This is a genomic window from Candidatus Rokuibacteriota bacterium, from assembly GCA_016188005.1.
Lineage (GTDB): Bacteria > Methylomirabilota > Methylomirabilia > Rokubacteriales > CSP1-6 > UBA12499.
In genome coordinates, this window is record JACPIQ010000083.1 from 22305 (window position 1) to 40734 (window position 18430).

General features: G+C 72.0%; 17 protein-coding genes and 1 pseudogene. 6 read left to right on the forward strand and 12 right to left on the reverse strand.

Going from position 1 to position 18430, the window contains the following annotated elements:
- The first annotated feature begins 25 nt into the window (after positions 1-25).
- On the forward strand, positions 26-1120 hold the full coding sequence (gene hisC / locus HYV93_16135) for a histidinol-phosphate transaminase (protein ID MBI2527501.1): 1095 nt from the start codon (positions 26-28) through the stop codon (positions 1118-1120).
- Positions 1121-1340: 220 nt separating this feature from the next.
- Here the strand turns inward: hisC and HYV93_16140 are convergent, their stop codons facing one another.
- Positions 1341-1694 carry a hypothetical protein gene (locus HYV93_16140; protein MBI2527502.1) on the reverse strand — a complete coding sequence of 118 codons (354 nt, stop codon included), beginning with the start codon at positions 1692-1694 and terminating at the stop codon, positions 1341-1343.
- A gap of 167 nt (positions 1695-1861) precedes the next feature.
- On the opposite strand from HYV93_16140, the gene HYV93_16145 reads away from it, so the two are divergent.
- Both HYV93_16145 and HYV93_16150 read left to right on the forward strand, forming a co-directional pair.
- Complete coding sequence (locus HYV93_16145) at positions 1862-3001, forward strand: hypothetical protein (GenBank protein ID MBI2527503.1); 1140 nt, start codon at positions 1862-1864, stop codon at positions 2999-3001.
- A gap of 1 nt (position 3002) precedes the next feature.
- A complete protein-coding gene (locus tag HYV93_16150) occupies positions 3003-3941 on the forward strand; it encodes a P1 family peptidase (GenBank protein ID MBI2527504.1) in 939 nt (312 codons plus the stop codon).
- Positions 3942-4053: 112 nt separating this feature from the next.
- Here HYV93_16150 and HYV93_16155 read toward each other — a convergent pair whose 3' ends face one another.
- The 7 genes from HYV93_16155 to HYV93_16185 form a co-directional block, all read right to left on the reverse strand.
- A complete protein-coding gene (locus HYV93_16155) occupies positions 4054-5073 on the reverse strand; it encodes an LLM class flavin-dependent oxidoreductase (GenBank protein ID MBI2527505.1) in 1020 nt (339 codons plus the stop codon).
- The gene (locus HYV93_16160; GenBank protein ID MBI2527506.1) at positions 5073-6380 is read right to left on the reverse strand and encodes a homogentisate 1,2-dioxygenase; all 1308 of its coding nucleotides are present in this window, start codon (positions 6378-6380) and stop codon (positions 5073-5075) included. Before HYV93_16160 ends, HYV93_16155 begins: the two co-directional genes overlap by 1 nt.
- A 71-nt stretch (positions 6381-6451) precedes the next feature.
- Complete coding sequence (locus HYV93_16165) at positions 6452-8140, reverse strand: urea transporter (protein ID MBI2527507.1); 1689 nt, start codon at positions 8138-8140, stop codon at positions 6452-6454.
- Positions 8137-9504: an alanine racemase gene (locus tag HYV93_16170; GenBank protein MBI2527508.1), complete on the reverse strand. Its 1368-nt coding sequence runs from the start codon at positions 9502-9504 to the stop codon at positions 8137-8139. The genes HYV93_16165 and HYV93_16170 overlap by 4 nt, the downstream gene beginning before the upstream one ends.
- 40 nt (positions 9505-9544) lie before the next feature.
- Positions 9545-11680: an ATP-grasp domain-containing protein gene (locus tag HYV93_16175; protein MBI2527509.1), complete on the reverse strand. Its 2136-nt coding sequence runs from the start codon at positions 11678-11680 to the stop codon at positions 9545-9547.
- The gene (locus HYV93_16180) at positions 11673-11957 is read right to left on the reverse strand and encodes a PqqD family protein (protein MBI2527510.1); all 285 of its coding nucleotides are present in this window, start codon (positions 11955-11957) and stop codon (positions 11673-11675) included. Before HYV93_16180 ends, HYV93_16175 begins: the two co-directional genes overlap by 8 nt.
- Positions 11957-13315 carry a tetratricopeptide repeat protein gene (locus HYV93_16185; protein ID MBI2527511.1) on the reverse strand — a complete coding sequence of 453 codons (1359 nt, stop codon included), beginning with the start codon at positions 13313-13315 and terminating at the stop codon, positions 11957-11959. The genes HYV93_16180 and HYV93_16185 overlap by 1 nt, the downstream gene beginning before the upstream one ends.
- Before the next feature lie 373 nt (positions 13316-13688).
- On the opposite strand from HYV93_16185, the gene HYV93_16190 reads away from it, so the two are divergent.
- On the forward strand, positions 13689-15128 hold the full coding sequence (locus HYV93_16190; GenBank protein ID MBI2527512.1) for a hypothetical protein: 1440 nt from the start codon (positions 13689-13691) through the stop codon (positions 15126-15128).
- Here the strand turns inward: HYV93_16190 and HYV93_16195 are convergent.
- From HYV93_16195 to HYV93_16205, 3 genes and pseudogenes are all read right to left on the reverse strand, one after another.
- Positions 15123-15716, reverse strand: a complete 594-nt coding sequence (locus HYV93_16195) for an MmgE/PrpD family protein (protein ID MBI2527513.1) — start codon at positions 15714-15716, stop codon at positions 15123-15125. The two genes, HYV93_16190 and HYV93_16195, sit on opposite strands and share 6 nt — an antisense overlap.
- A 12-nt stretch (positions 15717-15728) precedes the next feature.
- Positions 15729-15920 carry a hypothetical protein gene (locus tag HYV93_16200; GenBank protein ID MBI2527514.1) on the reverse strand — a complete coding sequence of 64 codons (192 nt, stop codon included), beginning with the start codon at positions 15918-15920 and terminating at the stop codon, positions 15729-15731.
- 43 nt (positions 15921-15963) lie between these two features.
- Positions 15964-16167 (reverse strand): annotated as a pseudogene (locus HYV93_16205) (MmgE/PrpD family protein).
- Between the two features lie 113 nt (positions 16168-16280).
- Between HYV93_16205 and HYV93_16210 the strand changes: the two are divergent.
- Positions 16281-16994 carry a lactate utilization protein gene (locus HYV93_16210; GenBank protein ID MBI2527515.1) on the forward strand — a complete coding sequence of 238 codons (714 nt, stop codon included), beginning with the start codon at positions 16281-16283 and terminating at the stop codon, positions 16992-16994.
- A gap of 166 nt (positions 16995-17160) precedes the next feature.
- Positions 17161-18033, forward strand: a complete 873-nt coding sequence (locus HYV93_16215) for an isocitrate lyase/PEP mutase family protein (GenBank protein MBI2527516.1) — start codon at positions 17161-17163, stop codon at positions 18031-18033.
- An 18-nt stretch (positions 18034-18051) separates the two neighbouring features.
- Here HYV93_16215 and HYV93_16220 read toward each other — a convergent pair whose 3' ends face one another.
- Entirely contained in the window at positions 18052-18330 is a 279-nt protein-coding gene (locus tag HYV93_16220; GenBank protein ID MBI2527517.1) for a hypothetical protein, read from the reverse strand.
- Between the last annotated feature and the right edge of the window lie 100 nt (positions 18331-18430).

Consider the following 18430-nt stretch of genomic DNA (forward strand, 5'->3'; position numbering starts at 1 on the left):
GCCCCTCCGGCTACAATGGCTCTCCATGCGACGCATCTGGCGCGCGGCGCTCGATCAGGTGACGCCCTACGAGGCGGGCCCCTCGCTCGAGGAGATCGAGCGGACCCTGGCCATGGAAGGCGTCGTGCGCCTCTCTGCCAACGAGAGCCCGCTGGGCCCCTCGCCGACCGTGATCGAGGCGCTGCGCCGGGAAGCCCGGCGCGCCCACCTCTATCCGGACGGCGGCGCCACGGCGCTGCGGGTGGCGCTCGCGCGCGCGCTGGGCGTCGAGCCCGAGTGGCTGATCATCGGCAACGGGGCCGACGAGGTGGTGACGTTCATCGGGCGCGCGGCGCTGGATCCCGGCGACGAGGTGCTGATCCCCGACCCGTCCTTCGAGCCCTACGCCACCGAGGCCGCGCTCGGCGGCGCCACCGTCGTGCGGAGCCCGCTGGCCGGCTACCACACCGACCTCGACGACATGCGCCGCCGGATCACCCCGCGCACGAAGCTCGTCTTCGTCTGCACGCCGCACAACCCGGCCTCCACCATCGTCCGCGGGAGCATGCTCCTGCGCTTCATCGAGGGGCTCGGCGACGACCCGCCCGTCGTCGTGGTGGACGAGGCCTACCGGGATTTCTGCGACGACCCGGACACGCCCGACGGCGTGGTGCTCCTGCGCCGCTTCCCGAGGGTGATCGTCATGCGGACCTTCTCGAAGATCGCGGGGCTGGCCGGACTGCGCGTGGGGTACGCCATCGCGCGGCCGGAGGTCATCGACCGCCTGAACCGGGTGCGGGCCCCCTACAATGTCAACCGGTTCGCCCAGGTGGCGGCGCTGGCGGCCCTCGAGGACTCCACCCATCTCAAGCGGACGCGCGGACTCGTCCTCGCCGAGCGCCCGCGGCTCCTGGCCGCGCTGGAGGCGCGGGGCGCCGGGGTGGCGCCGTCGCAGGCCAACTTCCTGCTGGTTCGCGCCGGCGAGCAGGCAGGGCCCCTCCGGCAAGCGCTCATGAAGGCGGGCCTCCTGGTGAGAGACGGCGAGGGGCTGGGCTTCCCGGGCCACCTGCGCATCGCGATCGGGACGCCAGAGCAGAACGACCGGGTGCTCGGGGTCTGGGACCGCGTCCTCTCCCGGTAGCAGGGCGCCGACAAAGGCCCATCTGCGGAGGTACGGCGCCCTCGGCCGCACGCTCAACGCGGCTCGCTCACGCTCGCCCGGATCTCCGGATCCGCTCACCTCGCCTCCGGCTCGGCTCGCCAAGCTGAGTACGCCTCGCGCGCAGCCGTCGGGCGCCGCCTCGCATCTGGACCTTTCTCGGCGCCCTGCGGGTGCTGGAGGGGGGCGCCGGGGCGGGAACCTAGCGGCGCCTGGGGGGGAGGCCGTCGCGGGCCGCCGGCCGGACGGGGGCAGCCTTGGCCTTGGGCGCCCGTGTCACGGCCAGCCGCGAGAGCACCTCCTCCCGCTCGGTCCGGAGCGCCTTGACCTGCTGCTCGAGCAGCGTCACCTGCTGCTCGGCGTGGGTCGACTTCGACCGCAGCATCTCGGCCTCGGCGTACACGTCCTTCAGTTCGACCCTGAGCCGCTGCGCCTCGGTGCGGCTCTCCGCCCACTTGCCCCAGAGCACCGCCACGAGCACCACCAGGACGAGCGCGGCCCCGATCAGGAACCACGGGCGCTGCGGGCGTACGAGATCCAGGTCGTGACTGTCCATCTCGGTCATCTCCGTCGAGTCCCCGCCTCGAAGTATCATGGCGCCAAGTCTAGCACCCGCCAGCGACGGGGGGCGAGGATTTGGTACCATGCGGAGGTGGAACCGGGACGGCTCCCCCGCTCCTGCCAGCGCGCGAGGCGCCGGGCCTCCGGCCATTGCCCGACCTGATGACGCGATCCCTTCCGGCGGACGACAGCGCCGCGTGCCTGGCCTCGCTCGACGCCGCTCTGGCGACGGGCGCCCTCCCGGATCTCGCCGGCGTCTCCGAAGCCTCGCTGGACAGCGCGCTCCGCGCCCTCGTGAGAGAGCACGGCGCCGCCGCGGCGCCCCTGATCGCCCGGCTGGCCCACGAGCCGCCGGGCAAGGCCCTGCGCAAGGTGGCCCGGCGGGCGCTGTACCGGCTCGAGCAATCCGGGATCGCCGCCCCGGGCGTCGTGGCCGCCCCGGCCCGGGCGCCCATCGTGAGGCGACAGCCGGAGCGCGCCGTCGCCGCCTGGCTCTCCGGCATCGACGGGTCCGGGTCGCGCGCGGTCTGGATTCTCTTCGAAGGCGGGCTCGGCGGGGCGCTGACGCTCTGCTCGCTTCTCCTCAACGACGAGGCGGGCATCGTGGACGTGGCCGGCGGTCCCATCACCCGCAAGCGCCTCGAGGCCGAGCTCGCCTCGCTCCGCGAGAGCCAGAAGCTCCCGTGGGTCGAGAGCGATCCCGGCCGCGCCTGCGCCCTCGTTGACGAGGCGCTCGCCGCTCACGCCGGCGCGAGCACGGACCCCCCGACGGGCTTCTCGCGCTGGCGCGCGCTGTTCGACTCTCGCCCCGCTGCCGACGCGCCGCCTGAGGCGGCGCCCGCGCCGGAGGCAGATCCGACCCTCGTGGGGCGGTCGGCCGAGCTCATGCAGCTCCCGGAGCTGGCGGGGTGGTTCGTGGACCCCGCGGCGATCCAGGAGGACGCCGTCGCGCTCCTCGAGATGAAGGACAGCCGGCTCGTGGTGACGGACCAGGTCAAGGCGGAGCGCGAGGCGGCCATCGTGGACGGGGCCATCGCAAAGGCCTTCCGCGGGGCCGCGAGGGGGAGATGGGCGAGGCGGCTGCGAGAGATGGCGTGGATCTTCCGGGCCACCGGGCGCGAGGAGCCCGCCGCGCTCGCCCTCGCGACGGCGGCGGCGCTGAGCGACGAGTCTCGCCCAGTCGGGTCCATCCCGATCGTGCGAGCCATGGTCGGCCGGGGGCTCGAGCTGGGCGGTGAGGTCGCCCTCGGCCGCGTCAAGGCGGCCGAGGTGAGCCGCGCGCCCTCCCCGCGAGAGCACTAGCGTGATCCCCGGCCTCCGCGTCGGCCACGCGACGGACCTGGTGGGCCTCACGGGCTGCACGGCGATCCTCCCGGACCGGCCCGCCGTGGGCGCCGTGGAGATCTCCGGCCGCGCCGCGGGAGTCTACGGGATCGAGTTCCTCGACCCCCGCCACGTCGCGCCCACCACGCATGGCGTCGTCCTCTCCGGGGGCAGTGCCTTCGGGCTCGAGTCCATCTGGGGCGCCATGGAGTACCTCGAGGAGCACGGGGTCGGCTTCCCCGTGGGCGTCACCGTGGTGCCGCTGGTGGCCGGCGCCATCGTCTTCGACCTCGGCGTGGGCGATCACCGCGCCCGGCCCGACCGGGCCATGGGCTATCAGGCCGCTGCGGCCGCGCGGCCCGGTCCCGTCGCCGAGGGCAATGTGGGCGCCGGCACCGGCGCCACCGTGGGCAAGCTCCACGGCCACGCGCGCGCCATGCGCGGCGGACTCGGCTCGGCCGTCACGCGGCGCGCCGGGGTGACGGTCGGCGCAGTCATGGTGGTGAACGCCGTGGGGGACGTGCGCGATCCCGAGACCGGCCAGCTGGTCGCGGGGGCGCGCGATGCCGCGGACGGCCGGCGGCTCATCGACACCGCCGCGGCCTTGCGCGCAGGCGCGCCGGCGCCCACGTTCCACACCACGAACACCACCATCGGCGTCGTGGCGGCGACGGCCGCCCTCACCAAGGAGGAGGCCCGGGACGTGGCACGCATGGCCACCGCGGGCTTCGGGCGGGCCCTCTCCCCCCCGCATCTCGACACCGACGGGGATGCGCTGTTCTGCCTGTCGGTGGGGGAGGCGCCAGCCGACCTGGAGGCGGTGGGCCAGGCGGCGGCCGAGGTCGTGGCCCAGGCCATCGTGCGCGCCGTCCGCGCGGCGGGCTCCCTGCCGGGACTGCCCGCCGCGCGGGACCTCTGAGCCGGCGGCGCCGGCGCGCCCGACACCTCCGCTCGATGGCGGGAGCCAGGGACGCGGCCACCACCGTCGGCCGGGCAGGCGCGGGCCCGGGGGGCGGCCACGGCGGTGACGCTCATGCGGGCGGGACTGTCTCTGCCGCCGGGTGGAAGACCGGGAGGACGTGCCCGGCCATGAGCTCCATCGAGCGCAGCACCTGCCGGTGCGGCAGCCCGCCGAAGTTGGCGATGGCGAGGAAGTGGGTGAAACCCGCCGCCTCATAGCGGCGCGCCACGCGGACGACCTCGTCGGGGTCGCCGAATGCCACCACGTCCTGCGCCACGAGGGTGTCGAACGGGCGCTGCACCGCGTACAGGCGTGTCCGCACGTAGCGCTCCATGGGCTCCCGCGCCTCGGCCCGCGCCCCGGCCGTGCTCTCCGCGCAGTGGCAGTGGAAGCCGAACGGCACCGTCGCCTCCTCCGGGCGGCCGCCGGCCCGCACGTAGGCCTCCTTGTAGGCGGCGACGCCCGCCCGCATCTCCTCGAGCGTCTCCGCGCTCGCGTACGGGATGAGCATCACCGGCAGCCCCCTGGCGCCGATGCGCACCGCGGTGTCGGCCCGGAGGGTGGCGATCCACAGGGGGGGCCGCGGTGTCTGGAGCGGCAGTACGTTGAGCCGCACGTCCTCGACGCGGTGGAACTTCCCGGCATAGGAGAAGCGCTCGCCCGTCCAGGCGCGGAGCAACACCTCCAGGGCCTCGTCGAAACGCTCCCGCCTCTCCTCGAGGGGGAGCCCGAAGCCCGCGTACTCGTGCCGGAGGTATCCCGCCCCGACGCCGAGGTTGAGCCGCCCGCCGGAGAGCACGTCGACCATGGCATAGTCCTCGGCGGTGCGGAGCGGGTTGTCAAAGGGCAGGACGACCACGGCCGACCCGAGGCGGATCCGCCGCGTGCGCTCGGCGGCGGCGGCCAGCCACACCGGCGGGCGCGGGATGGCCCCATACTCGTGGAAGTGGTGCTCCGCAATCCAGAAGGAGTCGAAGCCGAGGGCGTCGGCCGCCTCCGCCTGGTCGAGCAACTCGCCGTAGAGCTCGCTCGCGCGGCGCCTCAGCTCCTCCGGATAGTGATCCGCGACGGAGAAGATGCCGACCCGCATCACTGGCCGTCCTCGTACTCGGGGACGATGGGCCGCACGCTGTCCCGCTCCCCGGCCAGGCGGTCGGCCACAAGCCTCACCTCCCGGAGCCGCGTCTCGCTGAAGCGGAAGCGCGGCTCCCTGGCGTAGGCCGCCCAGCTCCGCATGTAGTCCGCGTCGCTCAGGCCCAGCGCCACGTCCGAGATCCGCGCCGGGGTGGCGAAGTCCGCCATGATCCCGACCTCCTCGAAGGAGTCGGGACGCCGCCCGTCCAGGAAGGCCTCGAGCGCCGGCGGATGAGGCCCGTGAGGCAACCCCACCGGGTGCACCGACACCATGCCCTCGCGGAAGACGCCACCCCGGCTGAAGAAGTCGCCGAAGTGGTAGGCGATGGTCTCGAGGTAGTCCAGGTTCTTGTGGAAGAAGGGGATCCACATCCCCTCCTTCTCCACGGAGCGGACGGTGAAGACGCAGAGATAGCAGCCGGGCAGGATGAACACCGTGTGGCCCGAGGGCGGCACGTGGGAGCGGTCGGCGCAGAGCGGCCGCACGTCCTCCACGGCGAGCTTGTAGGGCAGGTAGCTGCCGCGCCAGCCCACCGCGTCGAAGGGATGCGTCGGGTGGACGCGGCGCGTGTAGGCGGCGTCCACCTTGGAGACGACCTCGAAGCGCCCCGCCTCGTTGCGCGTCTCGAGCGACAGCGGAAAGCGGTAGTCGCTGCGGCTGTGGGTGATGAACTGCCCGGTGGTGGGGGCCTCGGCCTTGTCGGGGTCGCCGGCGAAGCTCTCGTACATCCAGTAGTACTGGGGCCCCGCCCCGAGCTCGAAGCGGTGGGTGATCCCCTTGGGCACGACGAGGAAATCGCCCTTCGTGTAGGCCACGGGGCCGAACGTCGTCTCGAGGGTGCCGGCGCCCTGGTGGACGAAGTAGACCAGCGTGGCCGAGTGGTGCTCGAAGAAGTAGTCCATGGATGCCCGGGGCGCCGTGACGTTCATCGCCACCGTGGCGTTGGCCACGAGGCGGGCCATCCCGCGATAGACGTCGCGCGGCGCGGCGGGCGCCATCACCTCGAGCGCGTGGTGGACCCCGCCGAGGGGGCGCAGGGGGGAGTCCCAGTCGGGCGCGAAGGCGCCGGCCGGAAGCTGCCGCGTCTCGCCGGGCAGCCAGTTGCTGGGCGGGTAGAGGTGATAGGTGTGGCTGACCTTGCCCGCGAAGCCGCCACGGCCGTGCTCCTGCTCGTAGACATGCCGGAGCAGCGAGCCCGCATGCGGCGCGCGGGGCACGATCCCGACCTCGGGAATGCCGCTGAAGTACTCGAACGTCCCCATGGGATTCCTCCCGGCCCCCCTCGCGAGAGCTGGAATGGGCCGACGCACAGAGCAACGCTGGTGCGAGATACCTAGCAAGACCGGACCGAGCTGTCAACGGCCGGGGGGCCACCGGGGGGCCGGGGGGCGCTGTCCGCCACCTCGAGCAGCGTCGCCCCCACGTCGGCCATCACCGTGACGGTGGCCAGATCGTCGTGCGGCGTCGGCGTCGCGTTGATGATCGCCACGGGAATGCCGGCCTCGGACGCCCACCGGAGCAGATCGGACACGGGCGCCACGGCCAGTGAGGTCCCGAGCACCAGCCACAGGTCGGAGGCCAGCAGGGCCCGGAGCGCGGCATCCAGGCGCTCGGGGGCCACTGGCTCCCCGAACAGCACGCCGCCGCCCTTGAGGAGCCCCTGACAGCGCTCGCAGTAGAGGGTGCCGGGGCCAGCGGCGATCCGCTCGCTGAGCAGGCCGCGGGGCACCGCGTGCCCGCAGTCGAGGCACCGCGCCCCGTGGATGTTGCCGTGGATCTCGATCACCCGATCTGGAGGGACGCCGGCCGCCTGGTGCAGACCATCCACGTTCTGCGTGACGACGGCCGAGAGGCGGCCCTGGCGGTGGAGCGCTGCGACGGCGTGGTGGGCCGCCGCAGGGCCGGCGCGCTGGACCAGACGGAAGAAGCGCTCCTCCTGGCGCCAGTACTCCGCGCGCGCCTCTGCCGAGGCGAGGAAGTCCGCGAGGGTGACCCGGCGCTGTGACTGGCCGAGCCCGAAGGCGCCGCGCACGTCAGGCAGGCCCGTTTCCGTGCTCACGCCGGCGCCGGTCAGCACGCCGATCCGCCTGGCCCGGCGGACCAAGTCGAGCAGCGTCCGGCGGGACAGCCAGGCGGCGCGACTCCGCTCCGCACTCGTGATGCTCTCGAGCGGCAGGGGTGCCGGGCAGCCGGGGAGCCATCGGCGGAGCGCGTGAACCCGGAGCACGGCCAGGACCGCGAGCGTGACGAGATTGAACGGAGCCACCAGGGGTGGCAGCCACGCGGGAGCGACGGACAGAGCGCCCCACCAGAGGCCGCCCGCCGCTGCCGCCCCGAGCCCGGCCACGAGCAGGGAGATCCCGGTGAACGGCAGATACACGGCGCCCAGCGCCATCGCCGTCGGGACGGTGTTGGCGATCAGGCCGGGCTCGATCGCCACGCCCAGGAGCAGGCTCATCGCCACGCCGCAGAGCGCGCCCAGCAGGCCGGCAAGCGCGAGGAGCCGCGAGTGGGCGACCAGGCCCAGGAAGAGAGCGGTCCAGCCGAGGAGCTCCCAGCCCACCGCCAGGTGTGGCGCTCCGGTCGCACGGCCGAGAAGGGGAGCGGTGAGCCAGACGAGGACCAGGGCAGGGAGCGCCAGCGTCGGGATCTGTCTCGGCATGAAGAGCCGGTAGGCCAGGCGCGTGAGCGGGGCCGACGCGGCAGCGGCGGCGACGAGGCCGGCCCACGTGGCAGGCCCGGGCTCGAAGAGCACGCCCCAGTAGAGGCCGACCAGGACACCGGCATATGCGTACAGCCCGCTGCGCCACGGCCGTCGCGGGTAGCCGCGCGCCAGGGCCACCAGGGTGGCCGCCGCGCCCCCCACCGCGCCCATGCCCGTCGCGCGCGGGGCGAGCAAGGCGAAGCCCACGAGGAAGGCGAGGCCGCTCAGGGCCGAGGCACAGAAGAACACCTGCCCGTGGGCTGCGGCCCATGCGCCAGCCGCTGCGGGGGCGCCCCGTGCGACGCCGAGGAGCGTCACGGCCTCCGACGAGGCCTGGTCGACAGCGGCCCGAGCCTCGGCGGGAGCCGGTCCCGGCCCACGAAGTGCTCCAGGGACTCGGCCTCGCGGAGGAGATCGGCGCGTCCAGCCGACACCAGCACCACGGCCGGCCGCGGCTGGATGAACTGCAGCGACTGGGAATCCGTGTAGGCGCCGCAATTCTTGACCACCAGCAGCACGCCGCGCCGCAGCGGAGGCAGGCGAAGCCCCGAGCCCAGGCAGTCCACCTGCATGCAGAGGGGGCCGAACAGCGTCACGTCCTCCACGGACAAGGGCGTGGTCTCGGTGGGGGCGATGTCGAGCAGGGAGTAGTAGGCCGTGGGCAGCAGGTGGACGCCGGCGTCGAGCACCGCAGCCTTGGCACCGCCCGGCAGGCGCTTGACCGCCGCGACCGTCGTGAGCAGGAACACAGGGTGCTCCACGACGGCCCGGCCGGGCTCGAGCACGAGCTTCGGCGGGCTGGCAAGGCGCCGGAGCGCTGACGCGAGCGGCTTCGCGATGGCCCCCGCAAAGGCCGGGAACACGTCGTCTGGCGATGTGCCCGGACGGCCGCGCGCATAACGGTGCCGGTTGGGGAAGCCGCCGCCCAGGTCCAGCATCTCCCAGCGGACGCCGTGGCGCTGCTCGAGCTTGGCCATCAGCGGGATGACCAGGGCCAGCAGGTCTCTGAACACTTCAGGCCTCGGCAGATCGGTGCCAAGGTGGATGTGGAGCCCGGCCAGCCTGAGGGACGCGGACTCCGCCACACGACGCGCCGCCTCCTCCGCCAGCCCCGCCTCCAGGCTGAAGCCGAACTTCTCCCAGGGCGTCTCCGTGACCGCGACGGCCAGCCGGAGGCCGATGGCGGGCGTGCGGCCCATCTCGCCAGCGACGCGCTCGAGGGCCGTGAGCTCGTCGAAGTTGTCGACGTTGATCCACGCGCCCGCCTTGACGGCGCGGCGAAGGTCCTCGTCGGTCTTGTAAGGACCGTTGAAGATCGTGCGCTCGCCGGGCACGCCGAGCTGCTCGGCCATGTCGTGCTCGAGCCCCGAGACCACCTCGGCCCACGCCCCTTCCTCGTGCAGGATCGCGCGGATGCCCGTGAGGTAGTTCGTCTTGTACGAGTACGCCACCTCGGTGTGGGGGTACACCTGGCGGAACGCGGCGCGGAAGGCCCGGAACTCCTCGCGCAGCCGTGCTTCCGCAACGACGAAGAGCGGGGAGCCGAACTGGCGCGCCAGCGCGCGCACGTCACAGCCGTCGAGGCTGTCCACCACGCTCGTCGGCACGAGCGGGGCCCGGGTGTTGAGCGCGGCTCCGGAGTACTTGCTGATCGCGCCGAAGGTGTGGCGCGTGAGCCCCATGGGCTCATAGGGCCGCTTCCGGCTCGGCCGTGAGGATCCCCTAGCCGACATGGCCGCCGACCCTCCCTTCCACCGCCAGGGTCGCCATCCGGTCGATCGGAGAGGTCGCGTCCCAGGCCATCCGCACGTAGAAGCTCTTCGGGCGGGCCTCGAGGGAGACGACACGCTCGCCGCGAGCCAGCCGCACGGCGGCCCAGGGCAGGTTGGCGCCGGCGCCAGCCGAGAGGTAGACCCAGCCGGGGAAGCGCGGGTTCACCTCGATGAGGAACGCGCCGCGCCGCGGATGGCGGATCACCTCGAGCTCGAAGGGGCCGACCCAGGCGAGCGCCTCGGCAAACCGGTCGGCCAGGCCCTTGAGCCGGCGGTCACTCACGACAGAGCCGCCCCACGTGTTGCCGTTCAGCGTGCGGATCTCCTTTCGCACCACCACCGCGCCCACCACGCGATGGCGTCGGTCCGCCACGGCGGCGATGCCGAACTCCTCGCCGTCGACGTATTCCTGGGCGATCAGGGGAAAATTCCACGTGGCGGCCAGCCGCCGCGCCATGACCCGCGCCTCTGCCGGCGATCTCACGACCCGGGCGTCGGCCAGCGGGCCCTTGAGGACGAAGGTCGCCCCCAGCTCCTTGGCGGCGTCCGGCAGATCGTCGAAGCCCGCGATGGACATCGCGCGCGGCAGCCGGAACTTGCGCGCGGCGAGCGCCGGCAGCCGCGGCTTGGAGGCCGCGGCCAGCGCGTCGGCCGTCGGGACGAGCGCCGCCACGCCCGCGGAGGCCAGGCGAGGCACGAGCCAGGACACGAGTGGGATCTCGATGTCCAGCGTGGGCAGCAGGCAGTCCACACCCGCGGCGCGGCATTGCTCGACGAGCGCATCCGGATATCCGCCCTCCTCCCGCGACGGGAAGGGCAGCAGGCGCACCTCGTCCCAGAGCCCGTCCACGTAGGCGCCAGTCGCCAGCACCTCATGGGTCAGGCCCACCAGTCCTGGCGGCGGGGATGCCAGCCGCAGCGAGCGGGCCACCGTCAGGCCGGGAGAGGGGTTGTCCGAGGCGTTGAGGCCCGTGATGGCGACACGCCCCGACCGCGCGAGGGCGCCCTTCGCGGCCCCGGGCGCCGCAGGCGCCCCGGCCGGCCGCAGCAACCCGACCCGCACCTGCCGCCCGTCGAGGCAGGCGAGCGGGTTACCCGCGAAGACGTGCTCGGCGACCACCCGCGCGAACAGCCACCCCGGCCTGGCTCCGAGCGATTCGCCGTCGTCACCCAGGGCCAGACGCACCAGCAGGGCGGGGAGGTTGGCATCCGCGTCCGCAGCCAGCGCGATCCAGGACGGGAACCGCGGATTGATCTCGAAACAGTAGGCGCGACCGTCGGGCGAGCGGATGAACTCGGCCTCCAGGCCGCCGTCCCAGCGGAGGGCGCGCACGAGGCGGCGCGTCTCCGCCACGAGCCCCGGCTCCTCCACCGTGACACCCGCCCAGGCGGTGCCCTTGTTCGTGACCGACAGCTTCTTCATGACGGCGACACCGAGCAGCTCACCGCGCCGGGCAACCACGGCCACGTCGTACTCCTCGCCGTGGACGAGAGGCTGCGCCAGCAACGGGTACCCCCACTGCGCGGCCAGCTCCGTGCCCGCCACGCGGAACTCCTCGACCGAGTGCGCCACCGCCGAGTCGACCAGGGCGCCCTTGAGCACCTGAGGGTAGCGGAGGCGGGCGGCGGCGCGCCAGACGGCATCGGCCGAGCCCAGCACTTCCGTCTCCGGCGTCGCCACCCCCGCTCGCCGGGCCAGCGCCGCCAGGCGCGCCTTCGCGCAGGCGTGGAGGGCACCTGTCGAGGGCAGGCAACTGCGGACGCCCAGGCGCCGCAGCGTCCCCCGCAGCCTCGCGTAGTGATCGAGCTCGCCGTCGAGCGTCGGGATCACGACGTCCAGCGGGTGGCGGCGGACGATGGCGGCCAGCCGTGCAGCCAGCGGCCCACGCCCGGCCCACGGCGAGGGGACGAGGGCGTGGGCATCGACGAGGTCGGGGGCGAAGGCGCCCGTCACGAGCCGGTCCGGGATCAACGCCAGGATGCGCCACGACGGATCGGCCCGGCGGAGCGCGCGGATCACCGCCAGCCCCGGGTGAGGGTTGTCCGTGGCATGCAGTCCGGTGACGCCGATCCAGGTCTCACCCATCGACGCTGGCCAGCCCTTCCTCGACGAGCTGGGCGACGAAGCGAGCCAGGTCCGCACGGACCGTCTCCAGATCCACCTCGAAGGCCTCCAGGACAGCGGCGATGACGTCCTGGGTCGCCGCGCCCTCGCTCAGCCGGAAGGACGCCAGCGCCGCCGAGCCGTTCAGGGAGTACACCCTGCCGGTGCGCTGATCGAAGAGAAAGCCGCGCTCGGGCCCGACCTTGAGCGTCACCGACTCCGCGAAGCGGACGGATGGCGGCAGGCCCCCGCCGGCCATCACTTCGCCGCCTTTCCCAGCGCCTGCAGGCCCTGCAACGCGTCGGGGTAGTCCCGCTCCGCCTGGAGGCTCCGGCGGAAGAAGGGTTCCGCCTCCGCTCGTTTCCCGAGCTTGAGCGAGGTCCAGCCGAGACCGCTCCACGGATCCGGCCAGTCGGGATGACGCTGCGTGACCTCCCTGAATTGCTGGAGCGCCCCCGCGAGATCCCCCGAGTAGTAGAGGCTCCAGGCCAGCGTGGAGGCCGCGTTGCTCAGGATCGGGTGGAGCCTCGAGGTCCCGGGGATCTCGACCTGCTCGCGCACGGGTGGCAGCGTCACGCCGGAGGCCAGCGAGCGCCGCAGCGGAGCCACGGCATCGCGGTGGCGCTTCAGCGCGTAGCGCGCGTATCCCAGACCTCGCAGCCCGTCGGCGTCGCTCGCATGCCTGGCCAGGAGCCTCTCGAACTCGGCCTCCGCCTCGGCGAAAGCGCGCTGGTGATAGAGGCTCCACCCGAGCTCTCGCCAGAGGTCGAGCCACGCAGGGCGCGCGGCGAGCAGCGTCTTCAGATCGGGAGTCGTCACGTAGCGGGCGGACTTCGTCATCGCGGCGCGGAAGTGGGCTTTCGCCTCCTCCGGCCGTCCCTGGCGCTCGGCGACCCAGGCCAGCCCGGCCAGCGGATCCGCCCAAGTCGGTTCTCTGCGGGCGACGTCGACGAAGACAGGGCGGGCCTTCGCGTAGTCGCCCTTGTAGTAGTACGTCCACCCCAGAGCGGAGCGGGCCAAGGTATCCCGCTCGTTCCGGCGCAGCACGGCCTGGAAGCGCTCGATGGCCTTGTCCCACTGGCCACGGTGATAGGCGACGAAGCCGAGCCCCCGGCGCGCGTCAGGCTCGTCGGGGACGCGATCGAGCGCCTCCTTGAAGCTCGCCTCGGCACGCAGCAGATCGCGCTTGCCCAGATAGCTCCAGCCGAGGCCGGTATGGGAGTTCGGGTATCCCGGGGACCGCCTGAGCGACTCCGAGAAGGCCGCGATGGCGCGGTCGTGCTCGCCGGACTTGTACGCGATCCAGCCGAGGCCCTCATGCGCGTAGAAGGCGTTCGGGTCGGCGGGATTCATGCGCAGGGAGCGTTCGAACTCGGCCCGCGCCTGCGCGAGATTGCCTTTCCTGTACCGCGCCCACCCGAGCAGGGTCCGGACGCGGGCGGAGTCGCCCCCCTCCCGGATCGTCTGGTCCAGGCGCGCGATGGCGCCATCGTAGTCCTGGCGCTCGAATGCGATGACCGCCAGGTCGAACTGGGCCTGGGCGATGACGGTGCCACACCCCAGCGTGATCGCCAGCGCCAGCACGATGATCCCGGGTGCGGGCGTTCTCCGTCTCACGTCCTTGACCTCAGCGGTGCTCGGGGCTTTCCCCGCCGCGTGACGGGGCTCTGTGGCGCTCCCAACTTCCCCGACGTGCACACTGCACTGTCCGGTGGCGTCCCGAGGCGTCTGGCGCCCATGCTAGCAAGGGATGTGCCAATCCGCCAGGCGATGCCTGAGCACCCATGGGCGCATCGGTCCGCATGTTGCAACCGCTCACGCCGGATGGGTAGGGCAGAGCCAAGAGTTCTTCGCGGGAACGAGTTGGGCCTGCCCGGGGCCTCCGGACCGTGCTGATTTGCACAGCCCCTGGGGTTTTGCCCACACCGGGGCCGGGCGATGGCAGCCGGGCCGGCCGGGCCGCCTTGACGTAGAATCGCCTGGGAGCCACATGAGGCGACGGTCCCTTTCCCTCAGCCGCACCTTCGCCCTCATGAGCCTCGTCATCATCGGGCTGATCACGGCGCTCCAGGTGGTGGTCCAGTGGACTCTCCTCCGTGACGACCTCCTCGAGTGGGAGCGGACGGTGAGCGCCGACGCCATCCGCACGGAGGCCTACTCGCTCCTGCGCGCCGACGATTTCCGCGATTGGCGGAACCCCGTCACCCAGGAGCGTTTCGACCGCGTCTTCCGCCGGGCGCTGGGCCGTCTGGAAATCCGACGCATCAAGCTGTACGACCCCGACATGCGCGTCATCTGGTCGGACGAGGCTCGCCTGGTGGGCATCCGCTTCCCCGGCAACGCCGGGCTCGCCGAGGCGCTACGCGGGTCGGCGGTCGCCCGCCTCGAGCGCGCGCGGCAGGCGGAGAATCTCTATGAGTGGCACTTCACGGAGAGCGTCGAGCTCTACGTCCCTCTCTCCTTCTCCCCAGGTGCCACGCCGGGCACCGCCAGCATCGTCGGCGTCGTCGAGGTCTACAAGAACCCCGCACCGGCGCTCGCGAACCTGTGGCGCGACCGCTGGACCATCGTCATCACGTCACTGGCGGGAGCCGTGCTCCTGTACGCCGTTCTGTTCGGGATGGTGCATCGCGCCTCGCGGCAGCTCGAGGTGCAGCGCCGGAACCTCGAGCGTCAGGCCATCGCGCTCAGCGGCGCCAACCTGGAGCTACGCGAGGCGCAGAAACAGCTCCGGGCGGCCGAGCGGCTTGCAGCCATCGGCGAGGTGAGCGCAGCGGTCGCCCACGGAATCCGCAACCCGCTCGCCAACATCCGCGCTGCGGCGCAGGTCGCGCTCGACCGCGTGATCGACCGCGCGGTCACGGAGAAGTATCTCGCCAGCATCATGGCCGAGGTGGACCGGCTGGGGCGCTGGCTCCGAGCCCTGCTCGACTCGGTCCGCCCGTTCGAGCTGAGGGCGGCGAGCATGGATCTCGGCGCCGTGCTGGAGGAAGTGCTCTCCCTCCTGGGCGAACGCATCGCCAGCCGGCAGGTCACGGTGGAGCGCCACCTGGCTCCTGATCTTCCCCGGTTGGTGGCTGACGAGGTCCAGCTCCAGCAGGCCTTCCTCGGGGTGCTGGAGAACGCGGTGGACGCGCTGTCCGCCGGCGGTGTGCTGCGGGTGCAGGCGGAACGCCTGGTCCGCGATGGCCAGTCGTGGGTCCGGGTGACGATCCAGGACACGGGCGAAGGTATTCCGCAGGAGCGGCTCGGGCACATCTTCGAGCCCTTCTACACGACCAAGAACCACGGCACGGGGCTCGGCCTGGCCATTACACGGCGGGTCGTGGAAGGCCACGGGGGTTCGGTAGAGGTCGAGAGCAAGCGCGGGGTCGGGACCACGGTCCTGATCACTCTGCCGGTCGAGAGCGGGCCGCCGCCGGGGTCATGATCCCATCGGTGTCGGCTCGCCGAGGCGCCACCCGCGTGCCACAGGCGGCGCGGCTCCGTCCCCGTCGAACAGGGGCGGCAGGAGGTCCGCCGCGCCGTGGCGCTCGAGGTCCCTGATCCGCTGGATGAACGCATGCGCCTTCGCGCCGCCGGCCACCGGCTCGATCAGGAGCCGCGCTTTCCGTTCGATCTCGTCCGTCCCGAGCGGCCGGGCCGGATCACCCTTCGGGACCCCGACACGCCGGCGATACGCGCGACCGTCCACCGTCTGCACCTCGACCTCGGCCGGCATCTCGCCGGTGTCCTCGAAGGCCGCCGTCATCGCGGGGTCCTCGACGAGCTCGACCTGCCGCGCAGTCGCCAGGATGCGCGGGTCGCGGATGTCCTTCTCGTCCATGCCCGCGGCCGGCGACCGGTCGTGCAGCTCGAGCGCGATCACGTACGGCAACGCGAACTGCGCGTCGATGATCGTCTGGGGCGCCGGGAGGTTGAAGGCGCCCGCGACCTCCGCGAACGTCCGCACGCGCACGCGCGCGACGTCGGCGGCGGACACGCCGTGGGCGGCGCGGAGGTGCGCGATCGCTTCCACCGCCGTGTGCGTCTAGCGGCAGCACGCGAAGGGCTTCAGCGCGACCTCCTCGAGGTGATAACGCTCGCCGAGTCCCTCGACCAGCACCCGCTCGTCGAACCGGCCCGATCCGCCCATCACCCAGAACCCGCGTGGCCCGTCGAGGAACGTCCGGTTGCCGAGGACGCCGCACCGCGTGAGCTGCGGGGCGAGGACCGCCCCCATGCTGGCCCAGCCGAAGTTGTTCTTGATCTGGCTGCGCGGCCGCTCCGCGAGCGGCAGACCGGACTTCCGCGAACAGCTGCATGATCTGCCGCCCGAGCTTGAGCTGCGTCCCGCCGATCGCGCAGCCGAGCGCGTCGAGCATCAGCGCCTTCGCCCGGGTCACCACCGAGGGCGGCAGGTCCTCGTACCGGACCCGCGCGACGAATCGAGCGATCTCTCGGGTGGGACCGCCCTCGCTCGGTGTCATCGCGCCCCCTCTCCCGCCTGGCTCGGCGAAATCCACCTCTGGCCCCCGCTAGTATAGTCGGTTACGGTAGGCGAGGCTGAGACGACAACGTACGCGCGCGGAGGAGGCCCCGAATGGAGGCTGGAACTGCGAAGAATGTCGAGACACTCATCGAGACGTTGAAGGGAAACCGCTTCAGCCCGGTGGAGTTCGTGGGAGATCGTGGCGCGGCGGCCGACCTGGTGCTCGGCATGATCCCCCTGGAGGCGACCGTCGGAGCTCCCGGCTCCACCACCGTCAGGCAGCTCGGCATCGTGGCGCGCCTCAGAGAGCGGGGGACGGCGGTCGTCGACCCTCTCGTGCCGAGCGACCTGCCGGTGGAGGAGGTCCACCGGCAGAGCCTGCGCGCCGATGTCTTGCTGGCCAGCAGCAACGCCCTGACCCTGGACGGCAAGCTGGTAAACATCGATGGCGTGGGGAACCGGGTGGGGGGCATGATCTTCGGGCCGAGGAAGGTCATCCTGGTCATCGGGACGAACAAGATCGTCCGGGATGTGAACGAGGCGCTTGACCGGATCAAGAACGTCATCGCCCCCTATCACGCCAGGACGAAGGGCAGGAGGACGCCGTGCGCGACGAAGGGGTACTGTACTGACTGCAGGTCACCAGAGCGGATGTGCAATGTCACCACCATTATCGAGAAGAAACCCAGGCTCACCGATGTCGCCATCGTCCTCGTGGGCGAGGACCTGGGCCTGGCATGGCAACCGGACTGGCCCGAGGCACGCCGGGAGAGAATCGCCGCGGCCTATCGCGAGACCAGGATCGGGTATAGAAGCGGCCTCTAGCACAGAGACAGCTGGGGTCACCGGCCCCACCCGCGCGACGCTCCAGGTCGGAAGGGCCGCCCCGCGCACACTCATGTCCGACACGCCCCTGGCGCTGGCAGTCGGCACCCGCCTCTCGGTGGGGTGAGACGCCTCATCGTGCCGGGGCCCGGAGGAGGGCACGCAGATGTCGGCGCACGACAAGAACGCCCGGCTCGACCGTCTCCTGGCCGGCGAGGGACCCGTGGTGGCTCCCGGGGTTGCCGATGCGCTCGGTGCCCGCCTCGTCGAGGTCAGTGGCTTCGACGCGGTCTATATGTCGGGCTTCGCCGTCGCCGGCAGCCTGGCCAAGCCCGATGTCGGCGTGCTGAGCATGAAAGAGGTGCTCGATCGCGCCGCGCAGATCGCCGACAGCGTCGCGATCCCCCTCCTCGTCGACGTCGACGACGGGTACGGGAACGCCGTGAACGTCGTCCGTACCGTGCGCGAATTCGAGCGAGCCGGCGTCTCGGGCCTCCAGCTGGAGGACCAGCGGACGCCGAAGCGGTGCGGCGTGCTGGCCGGCAAGACACTGATCACGCGTCGGGAGATGGTCGGCAAGATCAAGGCCTGCACCGACACGCGCAGGGATCACAACCTCAAGGTCATTGCCAGGACGGATGCGATCGGGCTCGAGGGCCTCGACCGCGCGATCGAGCGCAGCATCGCCTATCGTGACGCGGGAGCCGACCTGCTGATGTTCTCAGGTCCGAACGGGGAAGAGGACGTCTCGAAGATCCTGGAAGCGGTCCGGCACCCCCTCGCGTACATCAACGCCGACCCGGCCCCGAACCGGCCGGCGATCGCGGTGCCACGCCTCGGACTGCTCGGCGTGAAGCTCGTGGTGTTTCCCCTGACGATCCTCTTCAGCGCCGCGAGAGCCGCGCTGAACGTCCTGGCCGAGATCAAGAAGGTCGGTTCCACGGATCACCTGCCGGGCGCCTTCGTGTCGTGGGAGCAGTACCACGACATCGTCGGGCTCCCGGAGGTGCGACGGATCGAGGCGACCTACGGAGGGTAGGGGGGGAAGGCGTCCCGCCTAGCGCTCCCAGCTCGCGATGGATTCGAACTGCGCACGCCAGAAGGCTTCGACCTTCAGCTCTCCCTTTCTGGCAAACCAATCCCTCTGCGCCGCCGCGAATTCGGGACTGGCCTCGTACTTCTGGAAGTCCTCGGCAGAGTCGAACTCGAAAATGGTGATGAAGCTGGGATAACCTTCCTTGGCCCCGATGATCGTCAGCTCATTCACTCCCGGAGTGCCCTTGGAGGTACCGGCGACTCGATAGCGAGTCGCTTTCCGTATCCCCTTGAACTTCATCGCCTCCGGGATGTGTGTTCCGGTGCACCACTCGTCATACGCATCCGCCTTCTCCGGGGGGGAGCTTGACTCCAACCAGGTTGATGAACGCCATACCGTG